Source organism: Micromonospora humidisoli (assembly GCF_016900955.1).
In the GTDB taxonomy this organism is placed as follows: Bacteria; Actinomycetota; Actinomycetes; order Mycobacteriales; family Micromonosporaceae; genus Micromonospora; species Micromonospora wenchangensis.
The window spans coordinates 355,910-373,064 of record NZ_JAFEUO010000002.1 but is presented as its reverse complement, the minus strand read 5'-3'; the positions used below and the strand labels follow the sequence as shown (position 1 = coordinate 373,064).

Genomic DNA, 17,155 nt, shown 5'->3' with positions numbered 1-17,155 from the left:
GTGCCTGCGGTGGACAGCGACCTTTTCTCCCGTCGTCGGGCCGTACGCTTCGCCCAGCTTCTCGACGAGGCCAACGGCGGCCGACGCCACCACGTCCGGTCCCGTGCCGACGACCAGCTCACCAGGCTCGTGGCGGTCGGGCAGCGACTCGTCGCCGAACGACCCGACATCCAGGTGGACGTCGAGTTCCGCGCCGGCCTGCGGGCCATGCTGGTGGCCACCGCCGAACGCGAGCACACCGCCGAGGTGGTCACCGACGGCACACCGCAGGCCACCGGCCGGGGTTCCCTGCTGGGCGGGGTGACCGCCCGACGGGCCCGGGCCCGGGGTGCCATCCTGGTCGGCATCGCGGCCGGGGCGGTCGCCGTCTCCGGCATCTCGGCCGCCAGCGAGAACGCGGTGCCGGGTGACGCCCTGTACGGCATGAAGCGCTCCACCGAACGCGCCCAGCTCGCCCTGGCCAGCTCGGACGTCAGCCGGGGGCAACTCTTCCTCGACTTCGCCCGGACCCGGCTCGACGAGGCGGCCACGCTCCGCGACGACGCGGCCGGGTTCAGCGCGGTCCTCGACGACATGGACGCCGACACCCGCCAGGGCGTACGACTGCTCACCGGCGGTGCCGTGCAGCACGGCGATCCGGCGGCGCTGGACGCGGTGAACACCTTCGTCAGCGGGCAGCGCCGGGCGGTCGGTGGCCTGCTCGACGGGGCCGGCGTCGCCGAGCGGGACCGCACCCGGCAGTCCCTCGCCCTGCTCGACGCCATCCGCAAGCGCTCCGACGCGCTGCGTACCGCGCTCGCCTGCGCGCTGCCTGCCCCGGTCGGCAGCGACGCCCTCGGCCCGGTGCCCGGCACCTGCCCGACCTACCGCTGACCGGCGACGGAGCCGCACACCACAGTTCCCGCGCCGGCCGGTCGGCCACGGTCCGCGCCGGACTAGGCTCGATCACGCAGGGCCGCTCGTCGCAGGGAGGTGCCATGATGGCCGACACCCGCAGGGTCACGGTCAGCACCGACGCCCACGGGCACACCACCGGCTGGGCGGAGGCGACGGCCACCGGGCCCACGCCGACCCACTCCCGCGCCGCCGCGTTCTTCGACGTCGACAACACGATGATGCGCGGCGCGTCGATCTACTGGTTCGCCCGGGGGCTCGCCGCCCGCCGCTACTTCACCACCGGTGACCTGGCCCGGTTCGCCTGGCGGCAGGCCCGGTACCGGCTGCTGGCCACCGAGCACGCCGGCGACATGTCGCAGGCCCGGCAGGCCGCCCTCGCCTTCGTCGAGGGCTGGCGGGTCGACGCCGTCGAACGGCTCGCCGAGGAGATCTTCGACGAGTTGATGGCACCCCGGATCTGGGCCGGCACCCGTCGGCTCGCCCAACGGCACCTCGACGCCGGGCAGCGGGTCTGGCTGGTCAGCGCCGCGCCCGTGGAGATCGGCCGGGTGATCGCCGCCCGACTCGGCCTGACCGGCGCGATCGGCACCGTCGCCGAGGTGGTCGACGGGGCCTACACCGGTCGGCTGGTGGGCGAGCTGATGCACGGGCCGGCCAAGGCCGAGGCGGTCACCCAGCTCGCCACCGTCGAAGGGCTCGACCTGCCCCGCTGCACCGCCTACAGCGACTCCTGCAACGACCTGCCGATGCTCACCACGGTGGGACGCGCGGTGGCGGTCAACCCGGACGGCGCGTTGCTGCGGGTGGCCCGGGAACGGGGCTGGGAGGTGCGGGACTTCCGCACCGGTCGCCGGGCCGCGCGGATCGCCGTACCGTCGACGGCCGCGCTCGGGCTGCTGGCCGGCGCGGTCTCCGCCGGTCGGGCGCTGCACCGACGTCGCCGCCCGGCCTGACCCGGACCGCCGCACCGCTGCCGGGGGCCGGGTTCGCCGCACCGCTGCCCCGGGGGACCGGGCCGCGCAGCACTGCCCCGGGGACCGGGCGGTCGGCGGCGTGGGCTCAGGGGCCGAACGGGTCGGGGCGGCGTTCCAGCAGCTGGTGCAGGGTCTGTTGGATGGTCTCCCGGACCTGGTCGGCGAGGTTGAACACGACGAGCGGGTCGTCCGCCGAGTCGGTCAGGTGGGCGGTCGGGATCGGCGGGCAGAACTCGATCAGCCACTTGCTCGGCAGCGGCACCATGCCCAGCGGCCCCAGCCACGGGAACGTCGGGGTGACCGGGAAGTAGGGCAGTTTGAGCAGCCGGGCCAGCGGCTTGATGTCGGCCAGCATCGGATAGATCTCCTCGCCGCCGACGATGGCGACCGGGACGATCGGGGTGCCGGTGCGCAACGCCGCCGAGACGAAGCCGCCCCGACCGAAGCGTTGCAGCTTGTAACGGTCGGAGTAGAGCTTGCCGATGCCCTTGAACCCCTCGGGGAAGACGCCGACCAGCTCACCGTTGCCGAGCAGCCGCTCGGCGTCCGGGTTGCAGGCGACCGTACCGCCGGTCTTGCGGGCCAGCTCGGAGACCACGGGCATCCGGAAGACCAGGTCCGCGCCGAGCAACCGCAGGTAGCGGTGGGCGGGATGCTGGTCGTGCAGGGCCGCGGAGAGGATCAGCGCGTCCAGGGCCACCGTGCCCGAGTGGTTGCCCACCACCAGGCCGGCGCCGTCGGCGGGCACGTGCTCCAGGCCGGTGACCTCGGTACGGAACCAGTCACGGTAGAGCAGCCGCAGCAGCGGGTGGAAGACCGCCCCGGTCAGCTCCGGGTCGAACCCGAACTCGTCCACCTCGTACTGGCCGGCCAGGCGGCGGCGCAGGAACGCCAGCCCGGAGGCGACCCGACGGTCCCACGGGTCACCGGGCCGCTCCACCCCCGGCGAGCGCCCACCCGCCGGACCGGAGGCGGCCGGACCCGGGGTGGCCGGGGTGGGACGGGGCGTCGCGGGGACGGTCGGGTCGGGGCCCGACCCGTTGCGCGAGGCGGGGGTGGGTGACGTGGTGAGCCGGCGGTGGCCGTTCTGCGCGGTCACGTACGTTCCCGGACGGCGGAGCGGACCTGCCGGATGCTCTCCAGCACCAGCTGCTCGGCGGTGGCGAGCTGATCCGGGGTGACCACGACACCGCCGTGGTGGGCCCGGATGAAGTCGTCGAACGCCGCCGCCGTGGTGCGCGGGGTGAAGCCGTACTCCCGGGTCAGCCGGCGGGTGTCGACCACCCGGCCGTGCACGATCAGGTCGACCTGGTCGAGGCCGTAGCGGCCGAAGCCGAGGTTACGGGCGATCGCGGCGGCCCCGGACAGCCCCGGCTCCCACACCGGCACGGCCACCCGGCCGGCCCGGCGGATCGCCTGGGACAGCGAGAGCACCCCCGGCCCGGCCACGTTGTACGTCCCCGGATGGTCCTCGGCGACGGACCGGTGCAGCACCTCCAGGGCGTCGTCGAAGTGCACGAACTGGAGCCGGGGGTCCCGGCCGAAGACGGTGGGCACCACCGGCCGGGAGAAGTAGCGGGTGAGCGTGGTGTCGGCGGTGGAGCCGATGAACGGGGCGAACCGCAGCACCGTCGCGGTCACGTCGGGCCGGCGGCGGCGGAAGCCGCGCACGTACCCCTCGATGTCGAGGATGTCCCGGCCGAAACCGCCGCGCGGCACCTCGCGGGGCTCGGTCTCCTCGGTGAAGACCGCCGGGTCGCGGAAGGACGCGCCATAGGCGGCGGTCGACGACCGGACCACCAGCTTGCGCAGCCGGGGTGCCCGCTGGCAGGCGGCGAGCAGTTGCATGGTGCCGATGACGTTCTGTTCCTTCATCGCCGCCCGACCGCCCTGCTGCGGGTCGGGGGCGGTGACCAGGGCGAGGTGGACCACGGCGGCGACGTCGAGGTCGGCCAGCAGACCGCCGAGCGAGTCGAGGTCCAGCCGGATGCGTTCCACCCGGTCGAGCAGGCCGGCGAACTCGGGGCCGGGGGTGGCCGGGTCGATGCCGATCACCCGTTCGATCCGGGGGTCGGCGGCGAGCCGGGCGGCGACGTGCGCGCCGAGGTAGCGACCGACCCCGGTCACGACGACGACCCCCGGAGCACCTGGGGTGCCACCGGGGGTCATCGCGCACGCCCTGACCGGCAGGCGAGATCGAGCCGGGATGTCCGCGGCCTGATCACTGAGCCTCCGGGGGTCGACAGATGGCAAGTGGTGCCGGACGCCGGGGGTGACCCGGCGTCGGTCACTTGCCGAGACGGCGACGCTGGACGCGGGTCTTGCGCAGCAGCTTGCGGTGCTTCTTCTTAGCCATGCGCTTGCGGCGCTTCTTGACCACCGAGCCCATACGACAGCCTTTCAATGCAACGTTCGGGACGGACCCTCGGCGTCGAGATGGTGACGCCGGTGGCCGCTTACGGACAACGGACCTGGACCAGCCTGGTGGCGTCGGGGCGCACCGGCGCACGGTCAGATCGGGCTCCAGGGTAGCCGGAGAGCGTCAGCAGGACCAACGCGCCCCCGTCGATGCCCGTTACGTCGCGATCGGCGGGCTCAGGCGGTCTCCTGGAACGCCCCCCGCAGATAGTCGTGCACCGCGTGCTCGGGCACCCGGAACGACCGGCCCACCCGCACGGCGGTGAGTTCACCGCTGTGCACCAGGCGGTAGACGGTCATCTTGGAGACCCGCATCACCGAGGCGACCTCGGCGACCGTGAGGAACCTGACATCCGACAGCCGACCGTCGGAGGACTGCGACCCGGCCATGGCTCACCCGACCCATCCCATGCCCGGCGCGCGCCACCCGACGGAGCTCCCGAACGGGCCGGCAACGCGCGTGTTACCAGTACGGTAGCGGGACGGCTGTGACCTGCGCGATCCCTTCCCACAACTGACCGCGCCGCAGGCGTCGTTCACCCGGTCGTGACCCGGTGTTTCCGGGCCGGCCCGGGGCCTACTTCTTCGAGGCCAGGGCCCGGCCGAAGAAGACCAGGTTCGCGGGGCGCTCGGCGAGACGACGCATCAGGTAGCCGTACCAGTCCTCCCCGTACGGCAGGTAGGTGCGTACCGTGTAGCCCTCGCCGGCCAGCCGGGCCTGCTCCTCGGGGCGGATGCCGTACAGCATCTGGAACTCGAACTCGCCCGGCCCCCGGTCGAACCAGCGGGCCCGGTCCTCGCCGATGGCGATCAGGCGCGGGTCGTGGGTGGCCAGCATCGGGTAGCCCGCCCCGGACATCAGCACGTTGAGACAGCGCACGTACGACTTGTCGACCTCGCGGGCCGACTGGTACGCCACCGACTCCGGCTCGGCGTACGCGCCCTTGCACAGCCGGACCCGCGACCCGGCACCCGCCAGCTCCCGGCAGTCCGACTCGGTCCGCCGCAGGTACGCCTGGAGCACCGCGCCTGTCGACGGGTGGTCCTTACGCAGCTTGAGCAGCGTGTCCAGGGTCGAGTCGGTGGTGGTGTGGTCCTCCATGTCCAGGGTGACCGTGGTGCCCGCCTGGTCGGCCGCCGCGCAGATCGCCCGCGCGTTGTCGTAGGCCAACTGCTCGTCGAACCGCTGGCCGAGGGCGGAGAGCTTCACGCTCACCTCGGCGGCCGGGGCGAGCCCGGCGGCGTCGAGCGCCCGCAGCAGGGCGAGGTACTCGTCCCGGGTGGCGGTGGCCTGCTCTGCGGTGACGGTGTCCTCGCCGAGGTTGTCGAGGGTGACCCGGAGGCCGTCGGCGACGAGTTCGCGGGTGGCGCGCAACGCGTCGTCGGTGCCGGTGCCGGCGACGAACCGGCGGACGACGTCCCGGGTGAACGGGGCCGTCGCGACGAGCCGCTCGACCTGGGATGACCGGGAGGCGGCGAGGATGACGGAACGGAGCATGAGCCGAGCGTAACGCCCGGCCGTGGGACCGCGCCCGGCGGCGGGGCGGACCGGTTCCGGCCACGGTGGCGGGCCGGTTCCGGGCCGCGTCATGGGCCGGTCAGGGGACGCGCCGGTGGCGTGGATCAGTTACAACCATGAACGTGGAACGACACCCCCGCCGCCGGCTGCGGTCGGCCTCCGTGCAGCTCGGCGCGCTCACCGCGCTGGCACTCGCCCTGTCCGGCTGCAACCTCACCTCCGACGACGACGATGACGACTGCGCCCTCGGGCCGATCGGCGGCGGGGACACCGTGGCGCTCGCCATGCAGGTGCCGACCGTCGGCATCGACCCCCGGGCCGCCGCACCCGACCCGGTGGCCGGCGCGCTGCCGGAACGCGGCGGGTTCGGCACCCATCTCGCCTCCTGCGGCGGCTGACGGTGCGCCGGGAGCGGGTCACCCCCCGCCCGGACTCCGACGCGGTGATCCGTACCCAGGGCCTGGTGTACGTCGACACCGAGCTGCCCGACGGCGAGATCATGTCGTACTGGGACGAGTCCGCCGCGTACGCCTTCGACCTCGACGAGGTGCTGCGGCTGGAGGAGGCGACCGAGGAGCTGCACCGGATGTCGGTGGCCGCCGCCGAGCACGTGGTGGCCCGCAACCGGTACGCCGAGTTCGGCATCCCCGCCTGGGCGGCGCAGGCGGTCGCCAGGTCGCTGCACGAGCGCCCACCCACCCTGTACGGCCGGTTCGACCTCGCCTACGACGGCACGTGGCCGCCGAAGCTGCTGGAGTACAACGCCGACACCCCGACCGCCCTGGTCGAGGCGAGCATCGTGCAGTGGTACTGGCTGGAGGACACCCGGCCCGACGCCGACCAGTGGAACAGCCTGCACGAGCGGCTGGTCGGGGCGTGGGCCAAGATCGGGGCCGGGCTGCACGACCGGCGGGTGCACGTGTGCTGGTCCAACGAGGAGGAGTCGGGCGAGGACCAGATCACCGCCGGCTACCTGGCCGAGACCGCCCGGCAGGCCGGGTTGGACGTGACGCTGCTGCCGATCCAGCACGTCGGCTGGGACGGCCGGCGCTTCGTCGACGCCGCCGACCGGCCGGTCACCACCTGCTTCAAGCTCTACCCGTGGGAGTGGATGCTGGCCGAGCCGTACGGCCGACCGGCCCTGGAGCCGGGCACGCCGACCACCTGGATCGAACCGGCCTGGAAGCTGCTGCTGTCGAACAAGGCGCTGCTGGCCGTGCTCTGGGAGCTGTTCCCCGGGCACGAGTACCTGCTGCCGGCGTACCTGGACTCGCCGCGCGGGATGCCGGAGTACGTGGCGAAGCCGCTGCTCGGCCGGGAGGGTGGTTCGGTACGCATCGTGACCGGCGACACGGAGATCAGCAATCCCGGGATCTATGGCGACGAGGGTTTCTGCTATCAGGAGTTCCGGCCGTTGCCGCAGTTCGACGGGGGTCGGACGGTGCTGGGCAGCTGGATCGTCGACGGTGAGTCGGCAGGCGTCGGCATCCGGGAGAGCGAAAGTCTGATCACCGACGGTTACGCGCGCTTCCTGCCGCACTACATCGACGCGCCGCGTGCCGCGTGAGTCGACTACCGTTGGTCGGGTGAACTTCGACGCGTACGCCAGGACCGGGGTTGACCTCGTCAACGCCCGCCTGGACGGCCTCGACGACCTGCGGGCCCTCATTCCGGACGAGAACGCGTGGATGCGCGACGAGGTGGCCGACCGGGACCTGGCGGTCTTCCGACGGGCGCAGAAGCGGTTGCGCGACGTCTTCGAGTACGGCACCTCGGGGCGTGACGCCCAGGCGGTGGCCGAGCTGAACGCCCTGCTGGAGGCGTTCCCGGTGCAGCCGCGCATCTCCGGGCACGACTCCAGCGACTGGCACATGCACGTGACCAGCCGGGGCGCGTCGGTCAGCGCCGAATACCTGGCCGGGGCGGCGTGGGGCCTGTCGGTGTGGCTCTGCGAGTACGGCAGCGCCCGGTTCGGGGTCTGCGCCGACGAACGCTGCGGCAACGTCTACCTGGACACCTCGTCGAACTGCTGCCGCCGGTTCTGCTCGGAGCGCTGCGCCACCCGCTCCCACGTGGCCGCCCACCGCGCCCGCAAACGCGCCGCCGAACAACCCACCCTCACCCCGGTCCCCTGACCCCTCCCCCGCGCTCTCCCCCTCCCTCTCCCTGCCGCACCCCGCCCTGCCGTGCCGCCTCGGTGATCAAGAGGTTTACGTCAGTTGATCAAGAGGTTTACGTCAGATCCACGCCCGAACATGACGCAAACCTCTTGATCACCGGGGTGAAGCGGGCGGGGGGCGGGGCGGGAGGGGGGAGAGGGCGGGGGTGGGGGTTAGGCGTTGAGGGGGGTGGGGGCGGTCAGGTGGGCTCGGGCGAAGGCGAGGGATTCGCGGAGGTCGGACTCGCGGACGGCGCGGCTCTTGGCGCCCCGGGTGGTGACCTCCACCGCGACCGAGCCGGTGAAGCCGCGTCCGGCCAGGGAACGGAGCAGTTCGGCGCAGGGTTGGGTGCCCCGGCCGGGCACCAGGTGCTCGTCGCGGCCCTCGCCGGTGCCGTCGCCGAGGTGGACGTGGGCCAGGCCGGCACCCATCCGGTCGGCCATCGCCAGCGGGTCGCTGTGCGACGCGGCGCAGTGCGACAGGTCGAGGGTGTACGCGGGGTAGCCGACCTCGGTCGGGTCCCAACCGGGCACGTACGGCACGAACTGCCGGCCGGCCATCCGCACCGGGTACATGTTCTCCACCGCGAAGTGCAGCCCGGTGAACCGGTCGGCGACGGTGTGCAGCCCGTCGGCGAAGTTGCGGGCGTAGTCGCGCTGCCAGGTGAACGGGGGGTGCACCACCACCGTGGGCGCCTCCAGCGTGTCGGCCAGCTCGGCGGCCCGGCGCAGCCGTACCCACGGGTCGGGGCTCCACACCCGCTGGGTGACCAGCAGGCAGGGGGCGTGCACCGACAGCACCGGGACGCCGTAGTGCTTGGCGAGCCCACGCAGCGCGCCGGCGTCCTGGCTGACGGCGTCGGTCCAGACCATCACCTCGACCCCGTCGTAGCCGAGTGCCGCGGCGAGCTGGAACGCCGCCGCGGTCCGCTCAGGAAAGACCGAGGAACTGGACAGGAGCACCGGGACGCGGGAAGTCACATCCCCGAGGGTAACCGGGGCCGCCACCACAGTTCCGGACGAGCAGCGGCAAAAGCCGCGCAACGACCGGCGTACGTCACATCGGTTCGAGCTGATCCAACCGTCTGAGGATGACGCCCTCACGCAGCGCCCACGGGCAGATGTCCACCGCCGGCACGTCGAGCCGGCGCAGCACCGCCTCGGCCACCACCGCCCCCGCCAGCAGCTGGTGGGCCCGGCCGGCACTCACCCCCTCCAGCTCGGGCAGTTGGGCCGGCGGGATGTGCCTGACGAACCCCAGCACCTGCCGCAGCCCCGTGCGGGTGAGGCTGCGCCGCGCCCACAGGCCGGCCGAGGAGGGGGCCGCCCCGGTCAGCCGGGCCAGCGTCCGGAACGTCTTGGAGGTGGCCACCGGGCGTTCCCAGCCCACCCCGGCCAGTTTCTCCACCACCGGGTCGAGCTGCGCGTCGACGTACTCGCGCAGTTCCTCCACGGCCTCGGCGGTCGGCGGGGTCAGCCCCGACGGGTCGACGTGCAGCCGGTCCCGGCTCAACCGGCCGGCGCCCAGCGGCAGCGACACCGCCACCTCCGGGTCCTCGTCGATGCCGGCGGCCAGCTCCAGCGAGCCGCCGCCGATGTCCATCGCCAGCAACCGCCCCGCCGACCAGCCGAACCAGCGCCGGACCGCGAGGAACGTCGCCCGCGCCTCGTCCGCCCCGGACAGCACCTCCAGCCGTACGCCGGTCTCCTCGCGGACCCGGGTCAGCACCTCGGCCGCGTTGGTGGCGTCGCGCACCGCGCTGGTCGCGAAGGCCAGCAGGTCGTCGGCGGCCAACGCGGTGGCCGACGCACGGGCCGCCCCGACCGCCTCGACCAGCGCGTCGGCGCCGGCCCGGGTGAGCGCGCCGTCGGGGCCGAGCTGCTCGGCCAGCCGCAGCACCACCTTCTCGGAGTGCGCCGCCCACGGGTGCGCGCCGTGGTGCGCGTCGACCAGTAGCAGATGCACCGTGTTGGAACCGACGTCGAGCACACCCAGCCGCATGAGAAGACCCTAGGGCCGCCACGTTTCGACGGCACGCCGGCCGGCCGGTTCACTCACGCGTACGCTGGTCCGGGTGACGAGCCAGGTGGAGCTGCACGTGCTGGTGGACGACCCCGACGACCCCCGCAGCCGGGAGGTCGGGCTGGACTTTCCCCGGGAGTGGATCGAGTTCGTCGACCCGGCCGACGAGCGGCATCTGGTGCGCGCCGACCTCACCTGGTTGCTGTCCCGCTGGACGTGTGTCTTCGGCCGGGGCTGCCACGGCATCGTCGCCGGGCGGGCCACCGACGGCTGCTGCTCACACGGCGCGTTCTTCACCGACGACGACGACGAGAAGCGGGTCCGGGCGGCCGTCAAGCGGCTCACCCCGCAGACCTGGCAGCACTTCCGCAAGGGTACGAAGAACTGGACCGCGACCGACACGATCGACGGCAAGAACCCGGCCCGGCGGACGGCCACCCGGGGCGAGGACGCCCCGTGCGTGTTCCTCAACGACGCCGACTTCCCCGGCGGGGGCGGGTGCGCGCTGCACGGCCAGGCGCTGCGCGACGGGGTGCACCCGCTGGAGTACAAGCCGGACGTCTGCTGGCAGCTGCCGATCCGTCGGGACCAGGAGTGGACCACCCGCCCCGACGACACGAAGGTGCTGGTGTCGACGCTCGCCGAGTTCGACAGGCGGGGCTGGGGCTCCGGCGGGCACGACCTGGACTGGTGGTGCACCTCGTCGACCGACGCGCACGTCGGCACCGAGCCGATGTACCTGTCGTACGGCCCGGAGCTGACCGCGCTGGTCGGCGCGCCCGCGTACGCGAAGCTGGCCGAGCTGTGCGCGGCCCGGCTGGGCCAGGGCCAGATCGCCCCGCACCCGGCCAGCCCGCAGGGGTGAACGGTGTGCCGGCCTACGGCTCGAACTTGTAGCCCAGCCCGCGCACGGTGACGATGAACCGGGGTGCCGACGGCTCCGGTTCGATCTTGGAACGCAGCCGCTTGACGTGCACGTCGAGGGTCTTGGTGTCACCGACGTAGTCGGCACCCCAGACCCGGTCGATCAGTTGCCCCCGGGTGAGCACCCGGCCGGCGTTGCGCAGCAGCAGCTCCAGCAGCTCGAACTCCTTGAGCGGGAGCTGCACGGCCGCCCCGTCGACGGTCACCACGTGCCGTTCGATGTCCATCCGGACCGGGCCGGCGGCCAGCGTCGGGGCACCCGACTCGGTCACCTCGGGGCTCTGCCGGCGCAGCACCGCCCGGATCCGGGCCACCAGCTCCCGGGGCGAGTACGGCTTGGTGACGTAGTCGTCGGCACCGATCTCCAGCCCGACCACCTTGTCGATCTCGCTGTCCCGGGCGGTCACCATGATGATCGGCACGTGCGAGCGCTGCCGCAGCTGCCGGCAGACCTCCGTCCCGGACATCTCCGGGAGCATCAGGTCGAGCAGCACGATGTCCGCGCCGGTCCGGTCGAACTCGGTGAGGGCGGAGGTGCCCGTCGCGGCGACGGAGACCTCGAAACCCTCCTTGCGGAGCATGTACGACAGGGCGTCGGAGAACGACTCCTCGTCCTCGACCACCAGTACGCGGCTCAACGGGGTGTTTCCTTTCCTACGGTCAGGCCCGGCGCAGGGACGGTCGGGCCGGGCTCGATACCAGCGGACGGCAGTAGCGACTCCAGGGCGTCCGGTGGGCTGGCGGGTAGCCGGAGGGTGAATGTCGACCCCCCACCCAGGGTGCTCGCCACCTCCACCCGGCCGCCATGGTTGCTGGCGATGTGTTTGACGATGGCCAGGCCGAGGCCGGTGCCACCGGTGGCGCGGGACCGGGCCTGGTCGGCCCGGTAGAACCGTTCGAAGATCCGGTCGACGTCGGTGGGGGCGATGCCGATCCCCTGGTCGGTGACGGAGACCGTGACGTGGTCGTCGTCGGCCCGGGTGACGACCCGCACGGTGGTGTCCTCGCCGGAGTAGGTGATCGCGTTCTCCACCAGGTTGGACACGGCGGTGGCGAGCTGGCTGTCGCTGCCGTACGCGGTCAGGCCCCGCTGTCCTTCGGTGACCACCTGGACCCGGCGGGCGGTGGCCGAGGTGCGGGTCCGGTCGAGCACCTCGGCGATCACCCAGTCGACCGCGACGGGTTCCGGCGCGGGTTGCGGCTCGGCGCCCTGGAGCCGGGTCAGCTCCAGCAGCTCCTGCACCAGCCGGCCGAGCCGGGTCGACTCGTGCTGGATGCGCTCGGCGAACCGGCGGGCGGCCAGCATGTCCTCGGAGAGGTCGGGTGCCCCGTCGGCCGGCTCGGTGGCGTCGACGAGCGCCTCGGCGAGCAGTTGCAGCGCCCCGATCGGGGTCTTCAACTCGTGGCTGACGTTGGCCACGAAGTCCCGCCGGACCCGGGCGAGCCGGTGTGACTCGGTGACGTCGGCGGCTTCGACGGCGATGTACCCGCCGCCGATGCCCATCGCCCGCAGGTGCACGCCGAGCGGGTTCTCCCCGGCGTTGTCGCGGCCACGGGGCAGGTCGAGCTCGATCTCGCGGCGCACCCCGGTCCGCCGGACCTGCCCGGCGAGGGTACGGATCAGCGGGTGGGCCGCGATGGAGCCGGGGGTGGCACCGGTACGGAGCAGCCCCATCGCCCGTGCGGCCGGGTTCACCAGCACCGGAACGTCGTCCGGGCCGAGCACCACGACACCGGCGCGCAGCGAGTCGATGGTCTTGCGGCCGAGCCCGCTCAGCCCGCCGGACTGGTCGTCGGGAATCGCACGCCTCCCCAGGTCCCCGTGGGGGCCCTCGCCCCCGGACGGCGTCGCGCGACGCCGCCAGGTCTGGACGGGACGCGCCAGCAGCAGCCCGGCGACCAGTCCGGTCACCAGGGCCACCCCGATCGCCACCGCCCACTCCACCCGGCGATCGTAGGGTCATTGTTAACCTGGCTATCGCCCATAACAGGACGAACCACACTCGCTTTGGCAGAAATTCACTCCCGGGCCCCGCGTCGTTCATCCGGGTTCATCTGGGCTCCCGTCACCCCCGCCTACGGTGGGTTCCGCACCTGCTCAACCCGTACGCCAACGGTCCCCGCGACCACCGGCGGCACCGACCCCAGGAAGTGACGATGCGCGACGAGTTCCGGGCCGACCTGCAGATCGTCAGCCAACTGCTGGTGGACATGGCCGACGGCGTACGCGCCGCGATGCGCCAGGCCACCCGCGGCCTGCTGACCGCCGACCGCGAGGCGTCCGAGGCCGTGATCGCGCGGGACGCCGAGATCGACGACCTCTACCAGCACGTCGAGGAGCGGGTCTGCGACCTGCTCGCCCGGCAGGCGCCGGTCGCCTCCGACCTGCGCGCGATGATCACCGCGCTGCACGTCGCGGCCGACCTGGAGCGGATGGGCGACCTGGCCGACCACGTGGCGAAGACGGCGCTGCGCCGGCATCCCTCCCCGGCGGTGCCGGCCGAGCTGCGGCCCGTCTTCACCGACATGGCCTCGGTCGCCGACCGGATGGCCGAGAAGATCGCCAAGGTGCTGGCCACCCCCGACGCCGACATCGCCGCCGAACTGGACCGCGACGACGACGTCATGGACGACCTGCACAAGAGCCTGTTCGGCATCCTGCTCGGCGACGGGTGGCCGTACGGGGTGGAGACCGCCATCGACGCCACCCTGCTCGGCCGGTTCTACGAGCGGTTCGCCGACCACGCGGTCAACGCCGGTGAGCGGGTGGTCTACCTGATCACCGGCGAGACCGCTCCCGCCGCGGGCTGACCCGCACCGCGTGAGAGAGGGCCCCGGCCCGGCGAGCTCCGCCGGGCCGGGGTCCTTCCGTCAGCTCAGCGGCCCTGGTTGGCGACCGCGGCGGCGGCCTCCTTGGCGGCGGCCGGGTCGAGGTAGGTCCCGCCCAGGGCGAGCGGGCGCAGCTGCGGGTCGAGGTCGTAGCGCAGCGGGATGCCGGTGGGGATGTTCAGCTTGGCGATCGCCTCGTCGGAGATCTGGTCGAGGTGCTTGACCAGGGCACGCAGCGAATTGCCGTGCGCCGCCACCAGCACCGTACGGCCGGCGAGGATGTCCGGCACGATCGAGTCGTACCAGTACGGCAGCATCCGGTGCACCACGTCCTTGAGGCACTCGGTGCGCGGCATCAGCTCGGTCGGCAGCAGCGCGTAGCGCGGGTCACCGACCTGGGAGAACTCGTCGTCGTCGGCGATCGGCGGCGGCGGCGTGTCGTACGAGCGACGCCAGAGCATGAACTGCTCCTCGCCGTACTCGTCGAGGGTCTGCTTCTTGTTCTTGCCCTGTAGGGCGCCGTAGTGGCGCTCGTTGAGCCGCCACGACCGACGCACCGCGATCCAGTGCCGGTCGGCGGCGTTCAGCGCCAGCTCGGCGGTGCGGATCGCCCGGCGCATCACGCTGGTGTGCACCACGTCCGGCAGCAGGCCGTGCTCGCGCAGCAGTTCGCCGCCGCGACGCGCCTCCGCCTCGCCCTTGGCGGTCAGGTCGACGTCGACCCAGCCGGTGAAGAGGTTCTTCGCGTTCCAGTCGCTCTCGCCGTGCCGCAGCAGGACCAGCGTCCCGACGGTGGGCCCCTCGCTCGCAGTCATGCCGATCATCCTGCCGCACGGCGTCCGGGGACACGCGGGCGGTGGTGGTGACGACCACCACGTGGAAAAACGGATGACCGGTGTCCGACCCCGGAACTAGGTTGTAAGGCGCTTCAAGGACAGCGGTCATTACCTGAGCGGGGGCGCGGGCGTGCGGACGGTGCGGGGTTGGTTCCGGGAGACCACAGGCGGGCTACCGAGGACCTTCTGGTACCTCTGGACGGGCACGCTGATCAACCGGCTCGGTTCGTTCGTGCTGGTCTTCCTCGCCATCTACCTGACCCAGGCCCGCCATTTCTCGGCCGCCCAGGCCGGCCTGGTGATGGGCCTGTGGGGGGTCGGCGGCGCGGTCGGCACCACCGTGGGTGGCACCCTGGTCGACCGGTGGGGACGGCGGCCCACCCTGCTCACCGCCCACCTGGGCGCGGCCACCATGATGCTGACGCTGGGCTTCGCCCGGCCGCTCTGGGCGGTCGCGGTGGGCGCACTGCTGCTCGGCACGTTCGCCGAGGCCGCCCGGCCGGCGTTCGGGGCCATGATGATCGACGTGGTGCCGGAGCGGGACCGGTTGCGCGCGTTCTCGCTCAACTACTGGGCGATCAACCTGGGCTTCGCCTGCGCCGCCGTGCTCGCCGGCCTCGCCGCCGAGGCCGGCTACCTGCTGCTGTTCGTGGTCGACGCGGCCACCACGCTGGTCACCGCGCTGATCATCTTCGTCAAGGTCGGCGAGACCCGCCGCCCGACGGCAGGCACCGCCCAGGGCGTGCCCGCCCCGGCCGGTCCGCCCCGGGTGGGCGCGCTGCGCACCATCGCCGCCGACCGGGTGTTCCTGGGCTTCGTCGTGCTCAACCTGTTCGGCGCGCTGGTCTTCCTCCAGCACCTCTCGATGCTGCCGATCGCGATGGGCGACGCCGGTCTGTCCCCCGCCACCTACGGCTCGGTGATCGCGCTCAACGGGGTGCTGATCGTGGTGGGGCAACTCTTCGTCCCCCGGCTGATCCGGGGACGGAGCCGGTCGCACGTGCTCGCCCTCGCCTCGGTGGTGATGGGCGTCGGCTTCGGGCTGACCGCGTTCGCCGACGCCGCCTGGTTCTTCGGGCTCACCGTGCTGATCTGGACGCTCGGCGAGATGCTCAACTCCCCGTCCAACGCCACCCTGATCGCCGAACTCTCCCCTGCCGAACTGCGCGGTCGCTACCAGGGGGTGTTCTCGCTGTCCTGGCAGGTGGCCGGGGCGGTCGCCCCGCTGCTCGGCGGGCTGGTGCGCGAACACGCCGGCAACGCCACGCTCTGGCTGGGCTGCGCCGGGATCGGCGCGGCGACCGCGCTGGCCCACCTGCTGTCCGGGCCGGCCCGGGAACGTCGGGCGGCCCGCCTGCGCCGCCCCGGGACTCCGGTCGTGCCGGTCGCCGCAGTTGCGCCGCCGGCCCCGCCGTCGGCCGAGGCCGGGGTGCGGAGCGCACCCGCCGAGCCGGTCACGGCCCGTACCCCCGCCTGAGTACGCTCACCGCCGCCGACCCCACCCCCTGGGCTGCTTCATCGGCCCCTGCCCGCCCGCACCGACCGAACCCCACCCGCTCGAATCCCACCCGGCCGAACCCCACCCGACCGAACCCCACCCGGCCGGACTTCGCCTGCCAGGACGACCACCTGCCAGGACGACCATCCGGCCGGGACCGCCGGGCCCGCCCCTGCCCACCGGGATCCACCCCTGCCCGCCGGACCCGCCCCTGCCCGCCCGGATCCGATCCGCGGGAACCCCGGCGACCCGAAGTGCCGCAGGTCATCGCGTAGCTGGGCGGGGCAGACATACACCGAGCGCGTCCTTTAGACCTGATGACCTCAGCGACTCACACCGGCTTCGACGTCGGCACGAGTGCCGCCCAGCACCCGCCGCCCGCCGCCCGCCGCCCGGGTGCAGCAGCCCTCTTCGATGAGGGCTTGGGTCCTGTCGCCTGTCACGAGTCACGAGTCACGCATCACCGGTCGCCGGTCGCCCCTCGCCCCTCGCCGGTTGCCGGTTGCCGTCGCCGGTCGCCGGTCGCCCCTCGCCCCTCGCCGCTCGCCGGTTGCCGTCGCCGGTCGCCGCTCGCCCCTCGCCGGTCGCCCCTCGCCGGTCGCCGGTCGCCGGTCGCCGGTCGCCGGTCGCCGGTCGCCTGAATCGTTGACGACGTCAGCTCGAAAGGACGCGCTCGGGCCATCCGGTCCTCCGGGCCGAGGGCTGGAACCACGTTCCGCGACACCATGGAGCTTGCTTGCCCGGTCGGCCGAACGGGGCCGAGGCCGAGCAGGGCCGAGGAGCGACGGGGCCGAGGAGCGACGAAAGAAGCCACAACGGCAGAGCGCCCACCGGCGACCCGATGGTCGCGGTGGGCGCTCGTACCGCCTGCCCGGCGGCGGCGGGCGACCCTCACCCCCGTAAGCGTCGCCCGCTCGCGCCGCCGGTTCCCGGGTGGCACCGTCCCCCAACGGCGTGCTCCACCCGATTTGCGTCTCGCTCGGTGCACGGATCTGATCGATCCGCCGCTCCCCCGAACGTTTCCGAGCGTGACGCGGTGCAATAAAGTTAGTTCGCCCGGATTCCGGATTCAACCTTCG

18 protein-coding genes are annotated in these 17,155 nt (G+C 73.0%); 8 read left to right on the top strand and 10 right to left on the bottom strand.

Annotated elements, in window-relative coordinates; translation table 11 throughout:
* Nucleotides 1-9: 9 nt before the first annotated feature.
* A complete protein-coding gene (locus tag JQN84_RS07090) occupies nucleotides 10-873 on the top strand; it encodes a DUF5667 domain-containing protein (RefSeq protein ID WP_204957613.1) in 864 nt (287 codons plus the stop codon).
* Between the two features lie 107 nt (nucleotides 874-980).
* Nucleotides 981-1,850 carry an HAD family hydrolase gene (locus JQN84_RS07085; RefSeq protein ID WP_204958170.1) on the top strand — a complete coding sequence of 290 codons (870 nt, stop codon included), beginning with the start codon at nucleotides 981-983 and terminating at the stop codon, nucleotides 1,848-1,850.
* A gap of 106 nt (nucleotides 1,851-1,956) precedes the next feature.
* Here the strand turns inward: JQN84_RS07085 and JQN84_RS07080 are convergent, their stop codons facing one another.
* From JQN84_RS07080 to JQN84_RS07060, 5 genes are all read right to left on the bottom strand, one after another.
* A complete protein-coding gene (locus JQN84_RS07080; protein ID WP_204958169.1) occupies nucleotides 1,957-2,811 on the bottom strand; it encodes a lysophospholipid acyltransferase family protein in 855 nt (284 codons plus the stop codon).
* Between the two features lie 155 nt (nucleotides 2,812-2,966).
* Nucleotides 2,967-4,040, bottom strand: a complete 1,074-nt coding sequence (locus tag JQN84_RS07075; RefSeq protein WP_204957612.1) for an NAD-dependent epimerase/dehydratase family protein — start codon at nucleotides 4,038-4,040, stop codon at nucleotides 2,967-2,969.
* Nucleotides 4,041-4,158: 118 nt separating this feature from the next.
* Nucleotides 4,159-4,260, bottom strand: coding sequence for a 30S ribosomal protein bS22 (locus JQN84_RS07070; protein ID WP_007465623.1), 102 nt, complete (start codon nucleotides 4,258-4,260; stop codon nucleotides 4,159-4,161).
* A 206-nt stretch (nucleotides 4,261-4,466) separates the two neighbouring features.
* Nucleotides 4,467-4,679 carry a helix-turn-helix domain-containing protein gene (locus JQN84_RS07065; protein ID WP_088646105.1) on the bottom strand — a complete coding sequence of 71 codons (213 nt, stop codon included), beginning with the start codon at nucleotides 4,677-4,679 and terminating at the stop codon, nucleotides 4,467-4,469.
* 187 nt (nucleotides 4,680-4,866) lie between these two features.
* The gene (locus JQN84_RS07060; RefSeq protein ID WP_204957611.1) at nucleotides 4,867-5,787 is read right to left on the bottom strand and encodes a proline dehydrogenase family protein; all 921 of its coding nucleotides are present in this window, start codon (nucleotides 5,785-5,787) and stop codon (nucleotides 4,867-4,869) included.
* A gap of 143 nt (nucleotides 5,788-5,930) precedes the next feature.
* On the opposite strand from JQN84_RS07060, the gene JQN84_RS07055 reads away from it, so the two are divergent.
* The 3 genes from JQN84_RS07055 to JQN84_RS07045 are packed head-to-tail and all read left to right on the top strand — an operon-like array spanning nucleotide 5,931 to nucleotide 7,943.
* Nucleotides 5,931-6,206, top strand: coding sequence for a hypothetical protein (locus JQN84_RS07055; protein ID WP_281902590.1), 276 nt, complete (start codon nucleotides 5,931-5,933; stop codon nucleotides 6,204-6,206).
* Between the two features lie 2 nt (nucleotides 6,207-6,208).
* Complete coding sequence (locus tag JQN84_RS07050; RefSeq protein ID WP_204957610.1) at nucleotides 6,209-7,375, top strand: glutathionylspermidine synthase family protein; 1,167 nt, start codon at nucleotides 6,209-6,211, stop codon at nucleotides 7,373-7,375.
* Between the two features lie 19 nt (nucleotides 7,376-7,394).
* Entirely contained in the window at nucleotides 7,395-7,943 is a 549-nt protein-coding gene (locus tag JQN84_RS07045) for a CGNR zinc finger domain-containing protein (protein ID WP_204957609.1), read from the top strand.
* A 197-nt stretch (nucleotides 7,944-8,140) separates the two neighbouring features.
* Here the strand turns inward: JQN84_RS07045 and JQN84_RS07040 are convergent, their stop codons facing one another.
* Together JQN84_RS07040 and JQN84_RS07035 are read right to left on the bottom strand one after the other, a co-directional pair.
* Complete coding sequence (locus tag JQN84_RS07040) at nucleotides 8,141-8,947, bottom strand: sugar phosphate isomerase/epimerase family protein (protein ID WP_204957608.1); 807 nt, start codon at nucleotides 8,945-8,947, stop codon at nucleotides 8,141-8,143.
* Nucleotides 8,948-9,023: 76 nt separating this feature from the next.
* A complete protein-coding gene (locus JQN84_RS07035) occupies nucleotides 9,024-9,968 on the bottom strand; it encodes a Ppx/GppA phosphatase family protein (protein WP_204957607.1) in 945 nt (314 codons plus the stop codon).
* A 73-nt stretch (nucleotides 9,969-10,041) separates the two neighbouring features.
* On the opposite strand from JQN84_RS07035, the gene JQN84_RS07030 reads away from it, so the two are divergent.
* Entirely contained in the window at nucleotides 10,042-10,854 is an 813-nt protein-coding gene (locus JQN84_RS07030; RefSeq protein WP_204957606.1) for a DUF3109 family protein, read from the top strand.
* 13 nt (nucleotides 10,855-10,867) lie between these two features.
* Here the strand turns inward: JQN84_RS07030 and JQN84_RS07025 are convergent, their stop codons facing one another.
* Nucleotides 10,868-11,551, bottom strand: a complete 684-nt coding sequence (locus tag JQN84_RS07025) for a response regulator (RefSeq protein WP_067314784.1) — start codon at nucleotides 11,549-11,551, stop codon at nucleotides 10,868-10,870.
* Nucleotides 11,548-12,858: a sensor histidine kinase gene (locus tag JQN84_RS07020; RefSeq protein ID WP_204957605.1), complete on the bottom strand. Its 1,311-nt coding sequence runs from the start codon at nucleotides 12,856-12,858 to the stop codon at nucleotides 11,548-11,550. The genes JQN84_RS07025 and JQN84_RS07020 overlap by 4 nt, the downstream gene beginning before the upstream one ends.
* 212 nt (nucleotides 12,859-13,070) lie before the next feature.
* Between JQN84_RS07020 and phoU the strand changes: the two genes are divergently transcribed.
* Entirely contained in the window at nucleotides 13,071-13,724 is a 654-nt protein-coding gene (gene phoU / locus JQN84_RS07015; RefSeq protein WP_204957604.1) for a phosphate signaling complex protein PhoU, read from the top strand.
* A gap of 65 nt (nucleotides 13,725-13,789) precedes the next feature.
* Here phoU and JQN84_RS07010 read toward each other — a convergent pair whose 3' ends face one another.
* On the bottom strand, nucleotides 13,790-14,557 hold the full coding sequence (locus JQN84_RS07010) for a phosphoglyceromutase (RefSeq protein WP_145921842.1): 768 nt from the start codon (nucleotides 14,555-14,557) through the stop codon (nucleotides 13,790-13,792).
* Between the two features lie 151 nt (nucleotides 14,558-14,708).
* Here JQN84_RS07010 and JQN84_RS07005 point away from each other — a divergent pair, with 151 nt between their 5' ends.
* Nucleotides 14,709-16,055 (top strand): MDR family MFS transporter, encoded by a 1,347-nt coding sequence (locus JQN84_RS07005; protein WP_204957603.1) that lies wholly within the window; start codon nucleotides 14,709-14,711, stop codon nucleotides 16,053-16,055.
* Nucleotides 16,056-17,155: the final 1,100 nt, after the last annotated feature.